This is a genomic window from Nodularia sp. LEGE 04288 (genome assembly GCF_963896525.1).
Lineage (GTDB): Bacteria > Cyanobacteriota > Cyanobacteriia > Cyanobacteriales > Nostocaceae > Nodularia.
The window spans coordinates 22,598-41,839 of sequence record NZ_CAWQOY010000129.1 but is presented as its reverse complement, the minus strand read 5'-3'; the positions used below and the strand labels follow the sequence as shown (position 1 = coordinate 41,839).

Below are 19,242 nucleotides of genomic sequence, written 5' to 3'. Positions count from 1 at the left end.
TTTTCCTGGTGTCTATTGCGCGGTGGAACCACACTGATCCCTTCCCGAACTCAGAGGTGAAACGCTGCTGCGGCGACGATAGTCTAGGGGTAGCCCTACGCAAAAATAGCTCGATGCCAGGTTTATCAATTGAATAAATAAGAGCCTCTTCTATCACTGAAGGGGCTTTTGTTTTTTCTCTTGCTTTATTTCGTTGGTTATATTTCCCATATCATAAAATCTAGCGATCGCTAGATGCAAAAACTCTCTTAGAAGCTATAAACTGCAATTGTTGCACAAAAAATATACCTGTGGATGCCATTTTAGAACGATCTTACGAATTAAAGCAAGCCTTAGTCGATTTTGTCCTGGATGGAGAAGGAGAACTAGCCGAAGCACTAGAAACTTATGCAGCAGAACATTTGCGCCGAGGTAGTGGAGATAGTAGTCAGCAAAACTTAATCATTGATAGCTTTCTTGTAGAAGGACAAGTTGGTGATAAGTCACCACTTGACTTGTTTATCGAAAGCCATAAAGATTTATCAGAGAGCGATCGCAATTTACTCAATAACTGGCATCGTAGTTTTATTGGATTATTTGCCATAACTAATGTTTTATCCGATGGCTTTGAGTTGACTAATTGGCTTACAGATAAGCACTACATTGTCAAGCTAAATAATATTCAAACTTTAGAGAAATTATCTCGCTTGAAAGTAGGAGAAATATTACTAACTCATATTTTTCCCATTAATAATAGCAACTGGATGTTTTCTGCTCCCTACACCATCATGGGTAAATTGGGTAAGCCAAAACTCGCTGTAGCAATTGGTAATTTCAAAGAAAACTATAAAAATAATCTTTATAGCGATGCTCCTGACTTGTTAGAGGAAGCTTGGCAATCAGTAGAGCAATATCATCAGCAGTTTATAGACTTTTTCGGCAGTGATGAAATTACATTACCGGGATACCAACTGAATAAAAAAATAGCTGAATTTCAAGAGTTAATTACTGAAAAACGTTTGGCAGAGGCAGGAATTGATTCTTCCAAATGTCTGGCGGAAATGGCAGAAGAAGCTGGTGTTAGCGAAGAAGAGATACAAACAGCTGCCAAAGAAGTTGGTGCAGACTCAAATGTAGTTTCTCAAATTTTTAAAGATAATAAGAATACCGGCAAGACTAAAATGGTCATGCCAAAGGTTGATTTACCTGCCGAACTGAGGAAAGCAGAACAAGTTACGGCTCTTTCTCATCCTCGTTGGGGACAAATGTTTTTACCAACCTATAGTAGAATGCAAGCAATTATCTCAGATGAGGATGGGCAAAATGTTGCAGGTAATGAAAAACTAATTCGCCACTACCTGGAAGACAAAAGTATTAATGCTTTTATCTGGCATCGTTTAGCCCAAAATTATCCAATTCAACTAGAAAAGTTGTTGCAAGATTTTCTACAACGTCCAGAGTTTAACCTGGTAAATGACTTAGATTTACTTTTGCAGAAATTCGATAAACTTATAGAGCCAGATTTACCAGAAATTGCCAGTGTACCGATACATCTGCACAATTTATTTCAAGAAGCCATCGCAGAAGTTAACAAATCTAAGCCCAAAGGTAAGGGACAAAAAAAGTCAGCAAAGGGTTTTAAATGAAATTAGTCATTAGCGGAGCCATCATATAATTATCTGTAGGGTTAGCCCTCCTAGACATCGCTTTGATAATAATAATTCGGCCATCTAGTAAGTCTCGAATCTCCTACTATCATAGTAAAAAGTTAGAAAAGTATGATCATCAATCATGATTCCTAATATGATGTCTAGTGTTTCTAGAAAATAAGGGCTACCAGATTCATTTTCACTACTGATGATAGGCTCATCTAAAACAGCGACAACGATAGCAGGTTGATTTTTGTGAGGTATTTTTTTCACTCCCCATAAAAATTTTTTGGGATAAATTTAGTATAGATATAGGGAGTGTCAAAATTTAGGGCGGATCACCAGAAAATGCTGAGATTAAAACTGTGGCAATGGGTAGTATTAGCATTTCCCATTGCAATAATCATTACTTTTTTACTCATCTCCGCAGGGATGCAAATTCATACCTGGGGTATTAGTTGGATTTGGGGTATATTTACCCTGGTATTTGTGGGCTGGCGCTGGCTGCTGGTGAGATGGACTAAACCTCAAATCAATATGGTAGAAGCTGCTTTGGCAGAAGTCACAGAAGAGTTAGAATCAGCCGCAGATCAGCCAGTAGGACTACCAGCCCAAAGTGACAATATCAAACAAGCGGAAATCTCACTGCAACAGATTCTCAAAGCAGCAGAAAGCGATCGCCCGATTTGGGAAGATTGGCAAACCTTTTGGACACGATGCCAAGATTTAGTCACAGCGATCGCGCATATCTATTATCCTCAAGTTCAATATCCCCTCTTGAATATTTATATACCCCAGGCTTACGGGTTAATTCGGGGAACGATGGATGACCTCGATCAGTGGATGCAGAAGTTATCACCAGCGCTGAATCAGGTTACGGTTGGACAGGCTTACCAAGCTTATGAAGTCTATCGCAAACTAGAGCCATCGGCTCGGAAAGTTTTCCAGGCATTGAATTGGGCGCAGTGGCTATTTAATCCTGTAGCAGCAGTGGCCAAGCAAGCTACTAAGGGTTATACTAACCAAGCAACTCAGCAGTTGTTAGTCAATTTAGGGCAACTACTACGGGAAAATGCCTTGCGGAATTTATGCCGTCAGGCGATCGCACTTTACAGTGGTAGCAAATTACCAATTGCAGAAGCCAGTATTTCTACACCCACCCTACCCACAGCGAAGACTCAAAACCTGCGAGAAATATTAGCCAAAGCCGAACCAGCCGAGGAAGTTGCCCAAAAACCCGTCAATATTCTCATTGTAGGACGCACAGGTTCGGGAAAAAGCAGCTTAATTAATACTTTATTTCAGGCTGATCTCGCAGAGGTGGATGTTTTACCCAGCACAGACCAGATTCAAAATTATCATTGGCAAAGTTCAAGCGGGGAAAGTTTAACGCTGTGGGATTCTCCAGGTTATGAACAAGTCAACGGTGGTGATTTGCGAAATCTGGTGCTTGATTATGCTACAAACGCAGATTTACTACTGTTAGTTACCCCTGCCCTTGATCCCGCCCTACAAATGGATGTAGATTTTCTCCAAGATATGCGGGCGGAAGTTGCAGATTTACCTGCGATCGCAGTTGTTACCCAAGTAGACCGTCTGCGTCCTATCCGGGAGTGGGAACCGCCATACAATTGGGAATCGGGGAATCGTCCCAAAGAAATTGCCATTCGCAATGCTACCGAATACCGCGCTCAACTTTTGGATAACTTCTGTAATCTAATATTACCGATTGTGACCAGCGATATCAAAACAGGTCGAGCCGCCTGGGGAGTAGAAACACTATCTTTGCAAATTGTAGAAGCGATCGCTCCGGCTAAACAACTCCGGTTAGCCCGCTTTTTGCGTAACTTGGAAGCCCGTACTGCCGCATCTGCCAAAATCATCGACCATTATACTTTCCAAATGGCAACAACTCAGGGACTAACCGCACTGCTGAAAAGTCCTGTGCTGCAATTTATTTCCACAGTATCAACTGGTTCTCCTACTTTGGCGTATTTGTTGGCAGAGCAAATCCCAGTGGAACAATTGCCGATTGTGATTGGTAAACTGCAAATGGCCTATGACCTGTTTTCCCTATTGCATACAGGTAAGGTTAATCCTGTTAACTTTGATTTGCTATCTCTTTGGCCATTGCTACTAGAAAACTCTGCTGCATCTGACCGCAACGCCTGGGCATTTGGTCATGCGATCGTGGAATACTGGACTCAAGATATGAGTGTAGAAAAATTACAGGAACGGTTTAATTACTATTTAAATGAATAAAAAGCCTATAAAATAAGACTTTTGACTTTTGACTTCCGCCTTGCGGCTATGCATCTTCAATTTCAAGTTGAGCTACAGTCACAGCGTTAAAGGCGAACGCCAAAACTAATGGCATGGGACATTTGAATACAACTGTAGAAACAATAGCTACGATTGTGCCAATTACCGCCGATGCTGACCAGACTCTTTCCTCAACAGTGAAGCCCTTTTCAGCTTTAATCAAGTTGAGGATGTGATTGGGAATTGGTTCAGGCATTACGCATCCAGGAGGAAAAGCCCAATAGTTGTTGCGCCGCTCGACAAATAATTCTGTCCAGCCATTTTCTTGGCACCAGGCTTCAATCCAATCAATAGAGTAATGAGTCATAAGGGTGTTGGTAATTAAGACTTGTGGAATTTGTGTAGTTGGTGAATATAAGTTTGTGGGAGATTCCTTAATAGTTAATTAATCATTAGGAACTTAGAATAAAGTCTCCGCTTGTAAAGCTATATGAGCATTTTTGACAGACAAGAATTGCTTAACTGCTCACATAATTCATAGCCTAACAGTCGATATTAACTGTTGAACTCAAAATACAATAATCTTTACTTATCAATTACATTATTAAGGATTGTAAATAATTCAGTGAACGTCGCCTACTAATTTGCAGTCAAGAATTCGGATTTATTGGTTTTATTGTGGCAAATTTATCTGTAATCGGGCAAGTAATTTTGCTCACACAGAGAAAGGCTGACGCAATTACACCTACAAATTGAAAACCTAATAATCGTAGATTGGTTTGAACAAAGCGAAACCCAACATTTTCGGCGCTATACCTCAAATATTTGTTGGGTTACTCCTTCGGCAAACTACGTTAACGTTCCTCTATCCAACCTACGCAGGTCAAGCCCAAATTCAAATGCGGTAAGCTAAAGAGAACCATTAGATACTTGATTATGTTTTGGAAACAAGGATTAGCATTTATTTTAGGGGTTACTGTATGGTTCCTAGCTTCACCAGCTTGGGCAGATTGGACTCATCCCATGTCTTTTAGTAATGCAGAGTTAGCCAGACGTGATTTTTCTGGACAAACTTTACAAGCGGCTGAGTTCTCTAACGCCAATATGGAATTAGCTAACTTTGAAAATGCTGACTTACGGGGAGCCGTCATGAGTGCTTCGGTAATGACGCAAGCGAATCTGCACGGGGCGGATTTAACTAATGCTATGGTGGATCAGGTAAAGTTGACAGGGGCTGATTTGAGCGATGCTGTTTTGCAAGAAGCTCTGTTGCTGCGTTCTATTTTTACTGATGTGAATATAGACAGTGCGGATTTCACTGATGCAATTTTGGATGGCGTGCAAATTAAAGAACTGTGCAACAAAGCCAGTGGTGTAAATTCTAAAACTGGCGTAGAAACTCGTTATTCTCTAGGATGTCGATGAAGCGTGTTGGTATAATTGGTGGTGGGCAATTGGCCTGGATGATGGGGGATGCAGCTAAAAAGTTAGGTGTAAAATTAGTGGTGCAAACTCCTAGTTTGGATGATCCTGCTGTAGCGATCGCACAGGATACTGTTTTGGCTAAAGTTGATGATGCTATGTCCACAGAGATTTTAGCACAAAAAACTGATGTCATTACCTTTGAAAATGAATTTGTTAATTTAGATTCTTTATCTGTTATAGAACATCAAGGTGTTTGCTTTCGACCCAGGTTAGCAGCTTTAACTCCGCTTTTAGATAAATATAATCAGCGCTGCTATTTACAAAGTTTGGGATTACCTGTTCCCAGATTTTTCGCGGTGGAAGAACCCGAAAATCTCGCGTCTCAAATAGAAGAGCTGGGTTTTCCAGTGGTTTTAAAATCCCGACGGCACGGTTACGATGGTCAAGGGACTTTCATTATTAAAGATTTAGATGATTTGCAGGAAAAGCTAGATTTCAGTAACACAAATAATGCTATAAGTCAATCTCAATTTTTAATTGAAGAATTTGTCCCCTTTGAACGGGAATTAGCAATAATTGCCGCCCGTTCTGTGGAAGGTGAGGTTGTGACTTACCCGGTGGTAGAAACTCAACAAGAAGAACAGGTCTGTCGGCGAGTGATTGCACCTGCTGATATTACACCGAATCAAGCCGCAGAAATTGAGGCGATCGCTCATACTCTCCTAAATAACCTGCAAGTCGTGGGAGTTTTTGGCATAGAACTATTTCTCACCGTCGCCGGGAAAATTTTGGTAAATGAAATTGCCCCTCGTACCCATAATTCTGGGCATTTCTCCTTAGACGCTTGTGAAACATCTCAGTTTGAACAGCACTTGAGAGCCGTTTGTGGCTTATCTTTGGGAAATACCGCTTTAAATTGTGCTAGTGCTGTCATGGTCAACCTCCTGGGGTATGAAATTTCGGGAAGTGACTACCAACGCCAGCGCCAAAAATTAGCCGCAATTCCCCAGGCTTTCGTTCACTGGTATGGGAAAACCGAATCACGTCCTGGGCGCAAACTAGGACACGTCACCGTTTTACTGGATGAGCAAAACCCAGATGCTATCAGTACCATAGCCCAGAATATAGAATCTATCTGGTATCCCAGTTAAGTTCACTAGAAAATTCTCAGACTGAACACACAACCTGTTTTGGAAGGCTATAATAAATTAGTTGCACTACGACGTTGGTGACTGCCATCAAGTTTTTTGATCTATGTCTTTAAAGAAAAGGGAAGCTAACAAGTCTCGTGGCAGTAAACCGGGCGTGTACCCGGAAACTTAAAACGAAGAAAGTCGGCACCCACCTGGTTTAACCAGGTCATAAACTTAGGTAAAACGGCGTTGCGGTGAACTTAAAAATTATTAGCTCCCAAAGTTAGCAAAAACTTGGGGGCTTTAATTTTATATTTCACTGGCAAATATTAATTTGATGATTGAGAAAAACAAAATCTGTATACGTTGATTCTAATTTAGTGATCGTTGAGAGTTAAAATAACAAAAATTGTCTTAAATTGTGGTTAAAGCTACAAAAATTTGTCACAACAACAACTAGAGCATACTGTGTTTCCAGCTTCGGTTCTGAAACTAGATAATGGTTTAACACTTATCCATCAGGAAATTGCCACTACCCCTGTAGTTGTGGCTGATGTTTGGGTGCGAGCCGGAGCAATCCTTGAGCCAAAACCGTGGTTCGGCATGGCACATTTTTTAGAACACATGATTTTTAAAGGGACGGCGACGCTAGCCCCTGGAATGTTTGATCATAATATTGAAACCAGGGGCGGCGTGAGTAATGCAGCTACGAGTTATGATTATGCTCATTACACCGTAACGACAGCAGCCCCTTACCTAGCAGATACTCTGCCCCACTTGGGAGAACTGCTGATTAATGCCACAATTCCAGACGATGAATTTATCCGCGAACGGGATGTGGTGCTAGAAGAAATTCGCTCATGTAATGATGATCCCGATTGGATAGGATTCCAAGCCCTCAATCAAAGCATCTACCAAAACCATCCTTACGGGCGTTCGGTGCTAGGTACTGAGCTAGAATTAATGCAAAATTCCCCAGCCGCCATGCGTTGTTTTCATCGCGCCCACTACCAACCAGAAAACATGACAGTAGTGGTTGTGGGGGGAATTGCTCAAGAGTCGGCCTGGGAACTTGTAAATAAATCATTTGCTGATTTTGCTGCACCTTTAGACTGTCCGCAGTCTGAAAAAATAATAGAGCCAGTTATAACGGGAATTCATCGCCAAGAAATTTGTTTACCACGTCTAGAACAAGCACGCTTAATGATGGCTTGGGTTGTACCAGGGGTAGAGCAACTACACACTGCCTATGGTTTAGATTTGTTGGCGGTGTTATTGTCAGAAGGGCGAACTTCCCGACTGGTGCGTGATTTGCGGGAAGAATTGCAATTAGTACAGGGAATTTATAGTAATTTTTCCCTCCAAAGAGAATCAAGTTTATTTTCAATTACTGCTTGGTTGGAGCCGGAAAATTTAGATCAAGTTGAAAATTTGATTCTTAGTCATTTAAATGATTTACAAACCACAGGAATTAGTGAGCAGGAACTCGCCCGGACACGTAGACTGGTTTGTAATGAGTATGCTTTTTCTACGGAAACACCAAATCAGTTAACCGGACTTTATGGATACTACAACACTATTGCCCAAGCTGAATTAGCAGTAGCATATCCTCAGCAGATACAATCGTTTAATACCCAAGAACTGCAAGAATTAGCTCAACAGTTTCTTTCACCGCAAAATTATGCGGTTACTATACTTAAACCCTGTTAATATCAGTGATTGGTTGTTTAGTGTTAACAACTAACCAGCAAGAATAACTAATAATTTATTACTTATAACTGTGAAAAATTCCCCATCTTCCTCTCCTATTCATCGCACTGTATTGAATAATGGCATTGTCCTGTTGGTGGCAGAAAATCCGGTTGCGGATATTGTGGCGGCGCGGATGTTTGTCCGTGCTGGTAGTTGTTGCGAAACACGAGAGCAAGCGGGGTTAGCCCATTTGCTGTCAACAGTGATGACAAAGGGATGCGACGGACTTTCGAGCTGGGAACTTGCTGAACAAGTGGAATCTGTGGGAGCAAGTTTAAGTGCGGATGCTGCCACGGATTATTTTTTGTTGTCTTTAAAGACAGTCACATCGGACTTTGCGGAGATTTTAACATTGGCAGGGCGAATATTGCGATCGCCGACATTTCCCGAAGCCCAAGTGGAACTAGAGAAGCGTTTAGCACTACAAAATATTCGCTCTCAAAAAGAACAGCCGTTTACCGTTGCCTTTAGCCAAATGCGGGAGGTAATGTACCAAAATCATCCCTATGCTATGTCAGTGCTGGGAGATGAAACCACAATGGGCGGTTTATCGCGTGCTGACTTGGTGCAGTTTCACCAAACTTATTTTCGTCCAGATAATCTTGTAATAAGTATCGCCGGGCGAGTCACCTTAGAAGATGCCATAGCATTAGTAGAACAAGTATTTGGGGATTGGCAAATTCCGGCACAACCCTTGCCATTAGTTAATTTACCAGAAATTCAGGCAGAACCGCAGCATCGACTACAGCCTGTACAAACACAGCAATCTATTGTGATGTTGGGTTATTTGGGATCATCAGTCAGTTGTCCAGACTACGCCCCATTAAAATTGCTGTCTACCTACTTGGGTAATGGGCTTTCTAGCCGTTTGTTTGTGGAATTACGGGAAAAGCGGGGTTTAGCTTACGAGGTATCGGCATTTTATCCGACAAGGCTGTATCCGGGTTCATTTGTGGTGTATATGGGTACAGCACCAGAAAATACCAGCATCGCTCTGCAAGGGCTACGGAAAGAAGTGGATTTACTCTGTACTACTGAAGTATCAGAAACCGCCCTACAAGCAGCTAAAAACAAAATTCTGGGGCAGTACGCTTTGGGTAAACAAACTAACGGACAAATTGCTCAAATATACGGTTGGTATGAAACTTTGGGTTTAGGACTTGATTTTGATCAGCAGTTTCAAGAACTGATTGCATCTGTGAGTGTCAAAGATGCCATAGCTGCCGCCTGTAAGTATTTACAGTCACCTTATATGTCTTTAGTTGGTCAAGAAACAGCGATTAATAGTGCATTTCCCAGCGCTGAGTGTTAAATTGCGATAGAATCAGCTGTTTTCTGAACACAAGCGGCTGTAATATTAGCAACAGAAGATTTTGGAAATAAAGTCCATGCAATTTAGCCTGACAACAAGTATTTTGAACTACTTTGAGTCGCTAAAAGCATTTCGTTGCAGGAAGACAGGAAAGTTTTATTGGTTACTTCTGTTTTCATCTACGTTGTTACTCATGACCTCTGATGCAGTGGTAGCAATTGTAGCGCCCCAACAAATTGCCCAAGCAACTCCTAGAGCTAGTATTAGCCGTCCTACCCTCAAAGTTGGCAGTCAAGGAGAACGGGTTTCAGAACTTCAGGCGGCTTTGAGACTTTTGGGTTTTTACTCAGGTGCAGTGGATGGTATCTATAAAGAAGACACAGCCAGCGCTGTTTCTCGGTTCAAGCGAGCAGTTGATTTGAATCCAGATGGCATTGTTGATGCTATCACTTGGCAACGACTATTCCCCACAGAGCCAATAGTTACACCAATCAACTCTTCACCTAACCCAGCGTCTAACTTGAACTCAAATTTTCCTGTTCCTACCCAGACCCGCCAAACTACAAGGGCTACGAATCCTCAACCTCAGCCAAAACCCTCACCACCACCGAGAACATCGACGACACCTCCTGGACAAATGCCTGGTGTTCAATATACGTCTCAAGGATGGGCGATTTTACGTTTAGGAATGCGTAATTCAGAAGTGAGGAAGCTGCAAGAACGACTAAAACAGCTTGGTTTTCTCGCAGGCGATGTAGATGGGGATTTTGGCATGAATACTGAAGCAGCAGTCAAAGCTGCACAACAGCGCTATGGTCTGGAGGCTGACGGTGTAGTTGGTGGTGCTACCTGGGAAGCACTATTGCGACGATAGTTTTGTTCGACAACTTTGGCTAATTTCTACAAAAAACTCATGAAACACTTTTTGCTAACTTGGCTTGGTACTGCGGTGGCTTTGCTCATCACCGCTAATATTGTTCCTGGATTCTTTGTCAGGAATTTTGTAGCGGCTTTAGTAGCTGTAGCAATTATTGGTTTGGTAAATGCTTTTATTCGACCAATTTTAAGTATTTTAGCCTTTCCTATTACCTTAATCACCTTTGGTTTGTTTACGTTTGTGATCAATGCGTTAACGCTTTGGCTAGCAAGTAACCTCACTCCTGGTTATGGTTTTGAAATTCAAGGATTTTTGCCTGCTTTCCTGGGTTCAATTGTGCTGACCATTGTTTCTAGTCTGATTAGCTATTTTTTGAGAACAATTTTGTAAGACAGGCAACAGCTATTGTCACCGCCCCTGGTTCCCCCTGTAAGCGAAAAATTCGTTTAGGAACTAATAACCTGATTTCTCTCTCTTGGTTTTTAGTTAAAGATGAGGTGATGTGGGAGGCGGCGAGAATAGCAGCTGCTTCAGCTACGCTGGGAGTTCCCACTGTTTTTTCCGCGATTTTGCCAGGGTTGGGGACGGAAACAGTAGACAAAATATCTGCGGTAAAGATTTTCAAGGAAAAATTGCGGAGACGGCAAAGTTCGATTAAGCCAACTTCTGAGGCTTTATTGTCGATAGTTGCAAGACCTGCGATCGCATTTTCGTTGAGTTGATTTTCTTGAAATACTTGCTGTATTGCCGTTCCTATTAACTGCCACGAACTACCCTTTTTAAAACCAATTCCTACCCATAAATTTTGTTGCTGCATAAGTCATTTGATCACGGTCAAAAGTTGAATTTTTTGGCGAATTCATCAGAGAGCAATATCAAAGATATTGTCATCACTTTACGATGGATCGCAATCGCTATAGTGAGTTAAAAGCAAAAGATGATTAATTTTAGATATCACTTTTTCTTGCCACCACAAACCAATTGCTTCCTGATTATTCCCAGATTTTCGAGAATATGATACATAGAAACTGCTCTTTATAATACTGTTATCCACAATTAAACCTTATATATTTAGCTTATCTAGCACAGTAGGAAACACCAAGGTAGAAACATTTTGCCTGTTATACCTTAGTGTTTCAATTTTTTCCTACTCCAGCGCGGCAAGCTGATAAAAGTTGCGCCGGAGTTTTGTTATCTTAATTTTTTTTTAATATGGTTATTCCTGTGCGCCAGCTTTTTGCAGACTTAGTACTATATTCTTATACCCATTAAATTCTGCAATCATCAAAGCTGTATATCCGCCCCGATTTTTCAGATTTATATCTGCCCCAGCTTGGAGTAATATCTGTACAGCTCCACTATAGCCCCCAGAGACTGCCCACATCAAGGCTGTTGCCCCTGCTAAGTCCTGAAAATTCACATTTGCACCCTTAGCCAGTAACAACCGGATAATCCCTGTGTAGTTGCCTTCTGCTGCCTTAATTAAAGCTGTTTTGCTATCATTCCCTAAAGTATTAGGATCAGCACCGTAGTCCAGTAATATCTTGACTGTCTCAATGTATCCCTGCGATATTGCCAGCATCAAAGGTATACCCAGGGTTGTTTTATTGGTTTTTTCTCCAGAACGCAACAATATTTCAAGTATTTGGCTATGTCCCTGGAAGGCGGCAACAAGCATTGGTGTATCACCCAGATGATTTGTAATTTGGGGATCTGCACCTTGGTTAAGTAACTCTTGCACTACATCAATGTAGCCTTCTACAACAGCCAGATGTAGGGCAGTTTCACCATCGTTGTCTGGAATATTAATTTCGGCACCTTGATCCAGTAAAGCAGATGCGATCGCCTGATTTCCGGCGGCGGCGGCGGCTAATAGCGCAGTGCTACCATCTGCGTTTTTCTGGTTGACATTAGCCCCGGCTAGCAGTAATGCTTGTACAACTTCCAAACGTCCCAAATCTGCCGCAATCATCAACAGGGTTTCCCCTTCTTCATCCGGGAGATTGACATCCGCACCATTTTGGGAAATTAATTCTATAATTGCTGTGTGACCGTATTTGACAGCCAATTTTAAAGCGGTATCATGATCTTGGTCTGTGACATTCACTTCAGCACCAGCTGCCAATAAGACTTGCACCACATCAACATCACCCTTAAGTGCAGCTGCCATTAAAGCTGTACTGCCATCTTCATTAATGGCATTTACATCAGCACCTCTGGAGAGCAAAAGCTGTACAATGTCCAGTTGATGGGTACTAACGGCCAACATCAAAGCCGTCAAACCATAGCGTTTTCTACGCAAGTTAATATTTGCCCCAGCATCTAATAGCGATCGCACAATTTCGGTGTAACCTAAGTTGGCAGCAAACATTAAGGCTGTAGTTCCATCGCGATCGCCAACGTCAACCTTAGCACCAGCAGCCAGTAGCGCACACACCCGCTTAATATCGCCACTTTTAGCCGACTTTAGCAGCAAGACATCGTTATTTTCCATGATCAATATTCCCCGCACCAGCAGGTTTTGTAAGTCTAGTCCCAAAATTTAGTCTGAAATTGTTTAACCACTTTGGCAAGAGGCAAACTAATTCATCACGAAGAAGGAGGGGAAAGGGAGGAACTAAAGTATTACTTCCCCATCTCTCTCATCCCCTTTATTCCCCCACAACTTTTACACCTGGCAACTTGAAGCACAGAAATTAGAGTTATGCTAATTTTTATGAAGATTTAAGAATTGGGCGAGAACACTATGAGTCTGGAACTGTCACCTGAAATTAAATATTGGCTAAACTTTTTTCACCCACTAACCATGTGGGGACTGTTAGCACTCTCACTTTACGCTGCCTACTTGGGTCTACAAGTACAGCGTACCAGAGGCGCTCAAGGAGATGAAAAGAAAGAACTGATTAAAGGTAGATATAACATTAAACACTACCAAATGGGTTCTATACTCTTAGGCTTGATGGTGACAGGTGCGATTGGTGGTATGGCTGTCACCTACATCAATAACGGTAAGTTGTTTGTGGGGCCACATCTACTAGCGGGACTGGGAATGACGGGTCTAATTGCATTTTCGGCTTCTTTATCTCCTTTCATGCAAAAAGGAGCAAATTGGGCGCGTGCAACTCATATTCTCCTAAATTTTGCCCTTTTAGGTCTGTTTACTTGGCAGGCTATTACTGGGGTGCAAATTGTCCAAAGAATTCTCACTAATGCTTAGTCGTTAGTCGTTAGTCATTAGCCGTTAGTCAATATTCAATGGCTAATGACTGTTAATTTAGCCTTTTTTCGGGGAATTACCAGGAAAGGTGATTCCGAGAGATTGATGAAAATCTGCCTGGACTTTGCGAGTTAAGCGGCGAGATACTTGACGGACGATTTGGTTAAGTAAGCGATCGCCTGTAGATTGAATTAAAGATTTGGGCAATCGTTGAATAAATTTGGGAAAGTGCAGATTAACTAACAAATCTAATTCCCATTCAATTTGTGTAATCTCACGAAAACCGCTAGGAGAATTGTTGACCGCATTTTCTACCAATTGTAGCGATGCCTGATAGTCTACGTCATAACCAGGCGGATGGTAGTCAGGAACAGGGATTGTCCGAATCCGATATATTCCTGCGTCTGGGGGTAAAAGTTCTAGACCAATTTTCGGCTCTACATCATAACCAAAAGAGCCAAAGCGACCGATAATCACAGCATAACCATTTTCGCCCAAGGGTTGTACCTTCATCGGTTCAGCACAGCGCGAAAACCATGTGGCGTGAGTTTGAAGATACTCTGCAACTCTATTGGCTGGGGCATACATTTCCATTGAGTCACTATAGTGACCGTAAAACTTAGTGGGTAACCTGACAGTTGCCTCTGTAAGTGTGTCCTCAGATTCTGTTAAACTTGACGCTACGGGCAGAACTGTTTCTTTTATATCCCAAGATTGATATTCGCCGTTTGTCGAAAGCATCAATGTGTTCCCCTATAAATTGGCGTTGGTCCATACATTAAGAGTTCCCAATTTGCTGGTGTGGTTTAGCAGCAAAGGTAAATTTTATGTGAAAACTCAATAAACTGTCATAAACTTGATGAAATCACTAAAATTAAAGAACTAAATCATGACATTTTAGTTTCTCAGGATAGTGTTTTTGTGAAAATTTCTGATTTAATTACTTGGTTTGAAGAATGGGCAAATCCGGCTTGGTGTGAAAGCTGGGATAATTGCGGTTGGCAGATTCAGCCGGGTGTGTTAACAGAGAAAGCGCGGGTGTTGGTTTGTTTGACACCGACTTTGGCTGTGATGCAAGAAGCGATCGCACTCCATGCTAATCTAATTTTTGCTCATCATCCATTGATTTTTAGTCCTCTCAAGTCTTTATGTACTGGTGAGGCGATCGCCGAAATGGCACGATTAGCTTTTACCCATAATATTGGGATTTACAGCGCCCACACCAATTTTGATCAAGTCCAGGATGGTACTGCTGACGTTTTGGCTCAAATTTTAAACTTGCACTCAGTCACTCCTATCGTACCGACACAAGCAGGATTGGGCTACGGGCGTGTTGGTTTATTAGAGCCATTTCTGACTTTACAAGAATTACTCGCGACAATTCAAACCCGACTCGCTGCGCCTCATTTAATTTTTTCCCCAACTGCTGACTTACAGCAGAAGATTTCACGAGTGGCTGTGTTGGGCGGTTCGGGCGCTAGTTATATTTCGGCGGTTGTCAAAACTCATGCTCAAGTTTATTTAACTTCTGATTGTAAGTTCCATCAGTTTCAGGAAAGCCGCGATCGCAATCTGATTTTAATTGATGCGGGACACTATGCCACTGAACGCCCGGCCTGCGATCGCCTAGTACAAAGATTTCTGTCTTTAAATCTAGACTGGGTGAAATTGAGTCACAAAGATGAAGATTTTCGCCAGTTTTTTCCGTGAAGTTAGCTTAATCGGGTAGAATTTATACTTTAATTTTTGTTATTCTTCAGTATTACTAGTCTTGGAAAAATCAATTTTTTTGACCAATACTGTGATCTAAGTCACAGTTAACCGTCATAAGAATCACCAGTATTTACTGTTTTATATCAATGAATAAAAGGAATAAGTGTTAGACAATAAAAATAAGAATTTTATCCTACCCTAATCAACATGATTCGCACACTCGTTGAATCTGCTTTCCAAACTGGATATCTTAGTGTCGAATCTGAGGGTTTACTCCATCAAGTGCTGGCGACTAAGTGCTATAGTCAAGAAGACTTGACAGTCCTTACAGCTTTATATGATGCAGTTAGCGCCGGCCAAATCAAAAGAGAAGCATCCTCGCAACTGCCAATAGAATTTCTCCGCCAATCTCAAATTCGGTGATTCTGCCATTCCATTGTAGTGGCAAATTCCTTGTAGTACGCACACCCAGCTTCACGTTTTCAGTGCGTCAATTCAAAATTATTTGGCGATTGTTGTAGAAAAGCATTAAGGTCGGCGAGAGAATGAGTTAAGATCAAATACATAGGGATAAAAATAAAGCAGAGTTCCCGGACTTCCCAGCAATGCCAATGACTACAAGAAAGCAAATCAAACAACCGCGATCAACGCTTGATTTGGGGTATTTTTTCTTACACAATTACGGAAAGACTCACCAGGTTAATACCTGGTTAGGAGAATTACCGAATTGTGTAACTTCTATGAGGTAGACATTCGCTGATCGACCTGAAGGAAATTGTATTCAACAGGTGCAGTAACTGTCAGTCTGTGACTTCAAATTTCTTTAGATTTTGGCAAACACAAGCAAGTCTATGGGTAGAATCATGAGACCCAGTGATTCTGAACTGCGGAACTGATTTCTCAAAGGTATATCTAAAATGGGGTCAAACCCAAATTTTACAGGTTTAACTACGTTGTTTAAAAAGGTAGAAGCAGTACATGCTACACCGCAAGATTTATCAACTGTGTTGCGACGGGCGCGAGGTATGTGTATTCTTGCGGGACCAGCAACGCTGGATTGAACGCGCCCGCATCCTCGACATAGAGGGGGATTTAGTGACTCTACGCTATGAAACAGACGAGGACGACGAAGTTTGTGCCTGGGAGGAAATGGTTCGTTTAGAAAGCATTGGCTCTGTAACCCAAAAGTTAGCCTCCGTGCCACGCGGTAATGCCGAATTTCTGATGACGGAAGATTGTCCAGAATCAGAGCGTATCCGGAACCATTCTCCCGACTCAAATCCTGAGTAAAGACTCGATTAACCTCAGTGGAGACGCGATCAATCGCGTCTCTACAACAGAGTTTTAACGAAATTCTGCGGAAGTCCCTACTCTCAGCTCCCGCGGGGTAGGGATGGATAGCACGAAATATATAGATTGCTACATTCTGTATGGTTGCGACCCACCCACACGGCTCATAACAAACGGCTACAGTAGCGGCTCGACGCTTGCCAAGACTAAGAGCGTGAGAAAGGGGGAAAGAGTAGACCACTGGTTCGTAAGGCTACGTCCTACTGTAAAAGATCAGCCAAGCCTACTGTACGGGAAAGAAATCAAACTGCCTTGGGAAGCAGGGTGGCTGCGTGGGTTCTTCTTTGAGGAGATAAAGGTAGTAATACCAGAGACGCTGTGTAAGACCATCATCGGGTTCAGTCCCCAATATCCTTGTGATATACCCAACGTGGCAACAGCGAACGAGACACGAACTGATGATGGTTGTTTCTTTGAAGCTCCGGCTTCAGCGAAGCGAGCCGGAGGACTTCACGTTTGAGTTTCAGAATTGGATAAGCGTTCAAAAACAGGACAGTAACCCTCAAGAGTTACTTTGAAGTTATATAACGGAGACGCAGGATTCCAACAGCGTTGTCCTCGTTGGTGGCGGCAATTACCACAAGAATTTATATCAGACCAAGTATAGCGATCGCCATTTTGGTGCAGTAGTTCTCTGGGAGACAATCCCCTCAACACTAGTTCTTCACCCTGCCAACGAGCTTCAATTAAACCAGTATCAGCAAACTGTCGCCAACGGGGGTCATGTGTAATCGCATCGGGTAAGGTGACAGTGATCACTGTTCCTAACTCTGTGAGTTCGCCTTCATAATTCGTTTCTGGGGGTGCTGGTTGTAAAAATGTCTCGCCAATTGGCAGTTCTACTAAAGTACCAGCAGCTGGAGAATGCACGTGATAACGGTTTTGTAGTTCTTCTAAGCTAGTCAAATCTGCTAAGTATGCTGGGGAACCGTGGACAAAAACAACGTGCTGGGGACGCAAATTATGAATTAGCTGAGTAGTCCCAGGGCCGTCACTATGCTGGGCGAGAAGATAACTTTCGTCGCTAGTGGTTGCTGAATATTTTTTATTAAGTTTTATATCAATTTTTTCTGGTAACAGGATCACCCAAGGGCCAGTTTCGTTTTGGCAGTATTGGTTGAAATCAGCGGTGGAGTCTGTAAGTACAATACAGGGAGACTTGCCCACAGTGGCACGATGTTCTGGCTGCAAACGACGGACTCGCGGACGCACTCGCTCATCCCAAAACAAGGGTTGATGGCGAGCGAAGTTCTGCACGGATGGCGGTAAGTGCGGCAGTAGTTCCAGGTAAGCGTCACAACCAGTAGCCACAGCACCATCAACCCAGATATCTAAATCTCGTCCGGTGAAGTGGTGGTGAGAACGTAACAGCATCAACAGTTCTTGACCCAAACCTAAAGCTGGTGTGGGGAGTAGTACAGAACAACGGTCTGCGATCGCGCGATTAATCCGTTCTGCTAGTTGGTTTTCTTGGTTACGGCGGTGGGGATGGCGAGATGTGCCATAAGTACCCTCAATAATCAGGACATTTAACTCTAATCCTCGTAACTCTTCTAAACGCAAACCTTCTACCAAGCGCGAGTTAGATAAGAAAAAATCTCCTGTATACAGCAGCTTATAAGAACGCTCTTCTGTAGTATAGGTAAGTAAAATTGCTACCGCTCCTGGTAAATGTCCGGCGGGAAATAATTCCACGACCAGACCTTCCTGGATTTCTACAGGCGATCGCAACGGCAAAGCATGACAAAGCTGAGAAATAATCTGGGGATCTTCGTCTAGCCAATTCAGCGGTAGTAACTTGCTCGTTACCTCGCTGGCATAGATCGGTAACAGGGGAAAAGCCTGATGTAGGTCTAGCAATCCTCTAGCGTGATCTGGGTGGGCGTGACTGACCAAAACCAAATCGGCTGGAATTGGCGAACTACCTCGACGTGCCGACTTAGCTAACGAGGTCAGTAACGATGAAGTATCCCTCAATCCACAATCTAGTAGAATCCGGTGTGGCCCCATCCGTACTAATAAACACACACCCTCATCATGATGCTGGACACTATAGGGCAAACAGTTTAATTCACTAGCTGCCTCATCAGCATCAACGCCAGAGGATGCCGACAGATTATTCCTCATGCTCTCCTCCCCTCTAAGCTTATGATCATCGACATAGCTCAAAAGCCCAGAATTATCCTGAATCTTGGGATTTTGAACTAGGGGCAAGTTTTGTTCTGCGCCCCTACACCCTGAGAAAGCAAATTTTTGATTGGGGAGGACGCTAACTCCAAACTTCAGCCAGTTGGGAAAATTTGGTTAACAAGAAACACTCATCTTTGAGTTTCCATGAATTTGCCTCTTGCCCATTTTGCCTTCTTAATGTGCAGATCCATTACCGTGATAGTTGTCTGAATCATAAAATCCATTTTTAGTGCCAAAGAACAGGCACGAAACAGTGAACATAACTGTTAATCCCAATAAAATCAGCTTTACATCCATTTGTTTGTTGTTCCTGACTAAAGACTTTTTTATATTAATAGAATGCTGGCGAAATTTCGCTAAAATACCAGAAAATCTTTACTATG

Annotated in this window: 17 protein-coding genes, 1 rRNA gene and 1 other RNA gene; 14 read left to right on the top strand and 5 right to left on the bottom strand. The window is 42.4% G+C overall.

Translation table 11 applies throughout. From position 1 onward, the window contains the following. Positions 1–4: 4 nt before the first annotated feature. From rrf to AACX33_RS17680, 3 genes are all read left to right on the top strand, one after another. Positions 5–122: ribosomal RNA gene (gene rrf, locus AACX33_RS17690) — 5S ribosomal RNA — on the top strand. A 168-nt stretch (positions 123–290) separates the two neighbouring features. After that, complete coding sequence (locus tag AACX33_RS17685) at positions 291–1,625, top strand: hypothetical protein (protein WP_194003688.1); 1,335 nt, start codon at positions 291–293, stop codon at positions 1,623–1,625. A 351-nt stretch (positions 1,626–1,976) separates the two neighbouring features. After that, a complete protein-coding gene (locus tag AACX33_RS17680) occupies positions 1,977–3,890 on the top strand; it encodes a GTPase family protein (protein ID WP_194003686.1) in 1,914 nt (637 codons plus the stop codon). Positions 3,891–3,936: 46 nt separating this feature from the next. Here AACX33_RS17680 and AACX33_RS17675 read toward each other — a convergent pair whose 3' ends face one another. Next, positions 3,937–4,257 carry a hypothetical protein gene (locus AACX33_RS17675; RefSeq protein ID WP_194003684.1) on the bottom strand — a complete coding sequence of 107 codons (321 nt, stop codon included), beginning with the start codon at positions 4,255–4,257 and terminating at the stop codon, positions 3,937–3,939. Positions 4,258–4,826: 569 nt separating this feature from the next. On the opposite strand from AACX33_RS17675, the gene AACX33_RS17670 reads away from it, so the two are divergent. The 7 genes from AACX33_RS17670 (at position 4,827) to AACX33_RS17640 (ending at position 10,779) form a co-directional block, all read left to right on the top strand. Next, on the top strand, positions 4,827–5,315 hold the full coding sequence (locus AACX33_RS17670; protein ID WP_194003682.1) for a pentapeptide repeat-containing protein: 489 nt from the start codon (positions 4,827–4,829) through the stop codon (positions 5,313–5,315). Beyond that, complete coding sequence (locus AACX33_RS17665) at positions 5,312–6,466, top strand: 5-(carboxyamino)imidazole ribonucleotide synthase (protein ID WP_194003680.1); 1,155 nt, start codon at positions 5,312–5,314, stop codon at positions 6,464–6,466. Before AACX33_RS17670 ends, AACX33_RS17665 begins: the two co-directional genes overlap by 4 nt. A 60-nt stretch (positions 6,467–6,526) precedes the next feature. After that, positions 6,527–6,710, top strand: a non-coding RNA gene (gene ssrS / locus AACX33_RS17660) — 6S RNA. Positions 6,711–6,916: 206 nt separating this feature from the next. Further along, positions 6,917–8,158 (top strand): insulinase family protein, encoded by a 1,242-nt coding sequence (locus AACX33_RS17655; protein WP_194003698.1) that lies wholly within the window; start codon positions 6,917–6,919, stop codon positions 8,156–8,158. A gap of 70 nt (positions 8,159–8,228) precedes the next feature. Then, a complete protein-coding gene (locus AACX33_RS17650) occupies positions 8,229–9,512 on the top strand; it encodes an insulinase family protein (protein WP_194003678.1) in 1,284 nt (427 codons plus the stop codon). 76 nt (positions 9,513–9,588) lie between these two features. Beyond that, the gene (locus AACX33_RS17645) at positions 9,589–10,386 is read left to right on the top strand and encodes a peptidoglycan-binding domain-containing protein (protein WP_194003676.1); all 798 of its coding nucleotides are present in this window, start codon (positions 9,589–9,591) and stop codon (positions 10,384–10,386) included. Between the two features lie 39 nt (positions 10,387–10,425). Further along, a complete protein-coding gene (locus AACX33_RS17640) occupies positions 10,426–10,779 on the top strand; it encodes a phage holin family protein (RefSeq protein ID WP_194003674.1) in 354 nt (117 codons plus the stop codon). On the opposite strand, the gene AACX33_RS17635 is transcribed toward AACX33_RS17640, so the two are convergent. Continuing rightward, positions 10,751–11,206 carry a cobalamin biosynthesis protein gene (locus AACX33_RS17635; protein ID WP_194003672.1) on the bottom strand — a complete coding sequence of 152 codons (456 nt, stop codon included), beginning with the start codon at positions 11,204–11,206 and terminating at the stop codon, positions 10,751–10,753. The genes AACX33_RS17640 and AACX33_RS17635 overlap by 29 nt on opposite strands. Before the next feature lie 399 nt (positions 11,207–11,605). After that, positions 11,606–12,883 (bottom strand): ankyrin repeat domain-containing protein, encoded by a 1,278-nt coding sequence (locus tag AACX33_RS17630; RefSeq protein ID WP_194003670.1) that lies wholly within the window; start codon positions 12,881–12,883, stop codon positions 11,606–11,608. A 252-nt stretch (positions 12,884–13,135) separates the two neighbouring features. Here AACX33_RS17630 and AACX33_RS17625 point away from each other — a divergent pair, with 252 nt between their 5' ends. After that, positions 13,136–13,606: a DUF4079 domain-containing protein gene (locus AACX33_RS17625; protein WP_194003668.1), complete on the top strand. Its 471-nt coding sequence runs from the start codon at positions 13,136–13,138 to the stop codon at positions 13,604–13,606. Positions 13,607–13,663: 57 nt separating this feature from the next. On the opposite strand, the gene AACX33_RS17620 is transcribed toward AACX33_RS17625, so the two are convergent. Beyond that, positions 13,664–14,347 (bottom strand): DUF1997 domain-containing protein, encoded by a 684-nt coding sequence (locus AACX33_RS17620; protein WP_194003666.1) that lies wholly within the window; start codon positions 14,345–14,347, stop codon positions 13,664–13,666. A 180-nt stretch (positions 14,348–14,527) separates the two neighbouring features. Between AACX33_RS17620 and AACX33_RS17615 the strand changes: the two genes are divergently transcribed. The 3 genes from AACX33_RS17615 to AACX33_RS17605 all read left to right on the top strand — a co-directional run bounded on the left by AACX33_RS17615 (position 14,528) and on the right by AACX33_RS17605 (position 16,609). Continuing rightward, positions 14,528–15,316 carry a Nif3-like dinuclear metal center hexameric protein gene (locus AACX33_RS17615; RefSeq protein WP_194003664.1) on the top strand — a complete coding sequence of 263 codons (789 nt, stop codon included), beginning with the start codon at positions 14,528–14,530 and terminating at the stop codon, positions 15,314–15,316. A gap of 210 nt (positions 15,317–15,526) precedes the next feature. Further along, on the top strand, positions 15,527–15,742 hold the full coding sequence (locus AACX33_RS17610) for a hypothetical protein (RefSeq protein WP_194003662.1): 216 nt from the start codon (positions 15,527–15,529) through the stop codon (positions 15,740–15,742). Between the two features lie 555 nt (positions 15,743–16,297). After that, on the top strand, positions 16,298–16,609 hold the full coding sequence (locus tag AACX33_RS17605) for a DUF6679 family protein (RefSeq protein ID WP_194003660.1): 312 nt from the start codon (positions 16,298–16,300) through the stop codon (positions 16,607–16,609). A 510-nt stretch (positions 16,610–17,119) separates the two neighbouring features. On the opposite strand, the gene AACX33_RS17600 is transcribed toward AACX33_RS17605, so the two are convergent. Continuing rightward, entirely contained in the window at positions 17,120–18,796 is a 1,677-nt protein-coding gene (locus AACX33_RS17600; protein ID WP_194003658.1) for an MBL fold metallo-hydrolase, read from the bottom strand. Positions 18,797–19,242 lie beyond the last annotated feature (446 nt).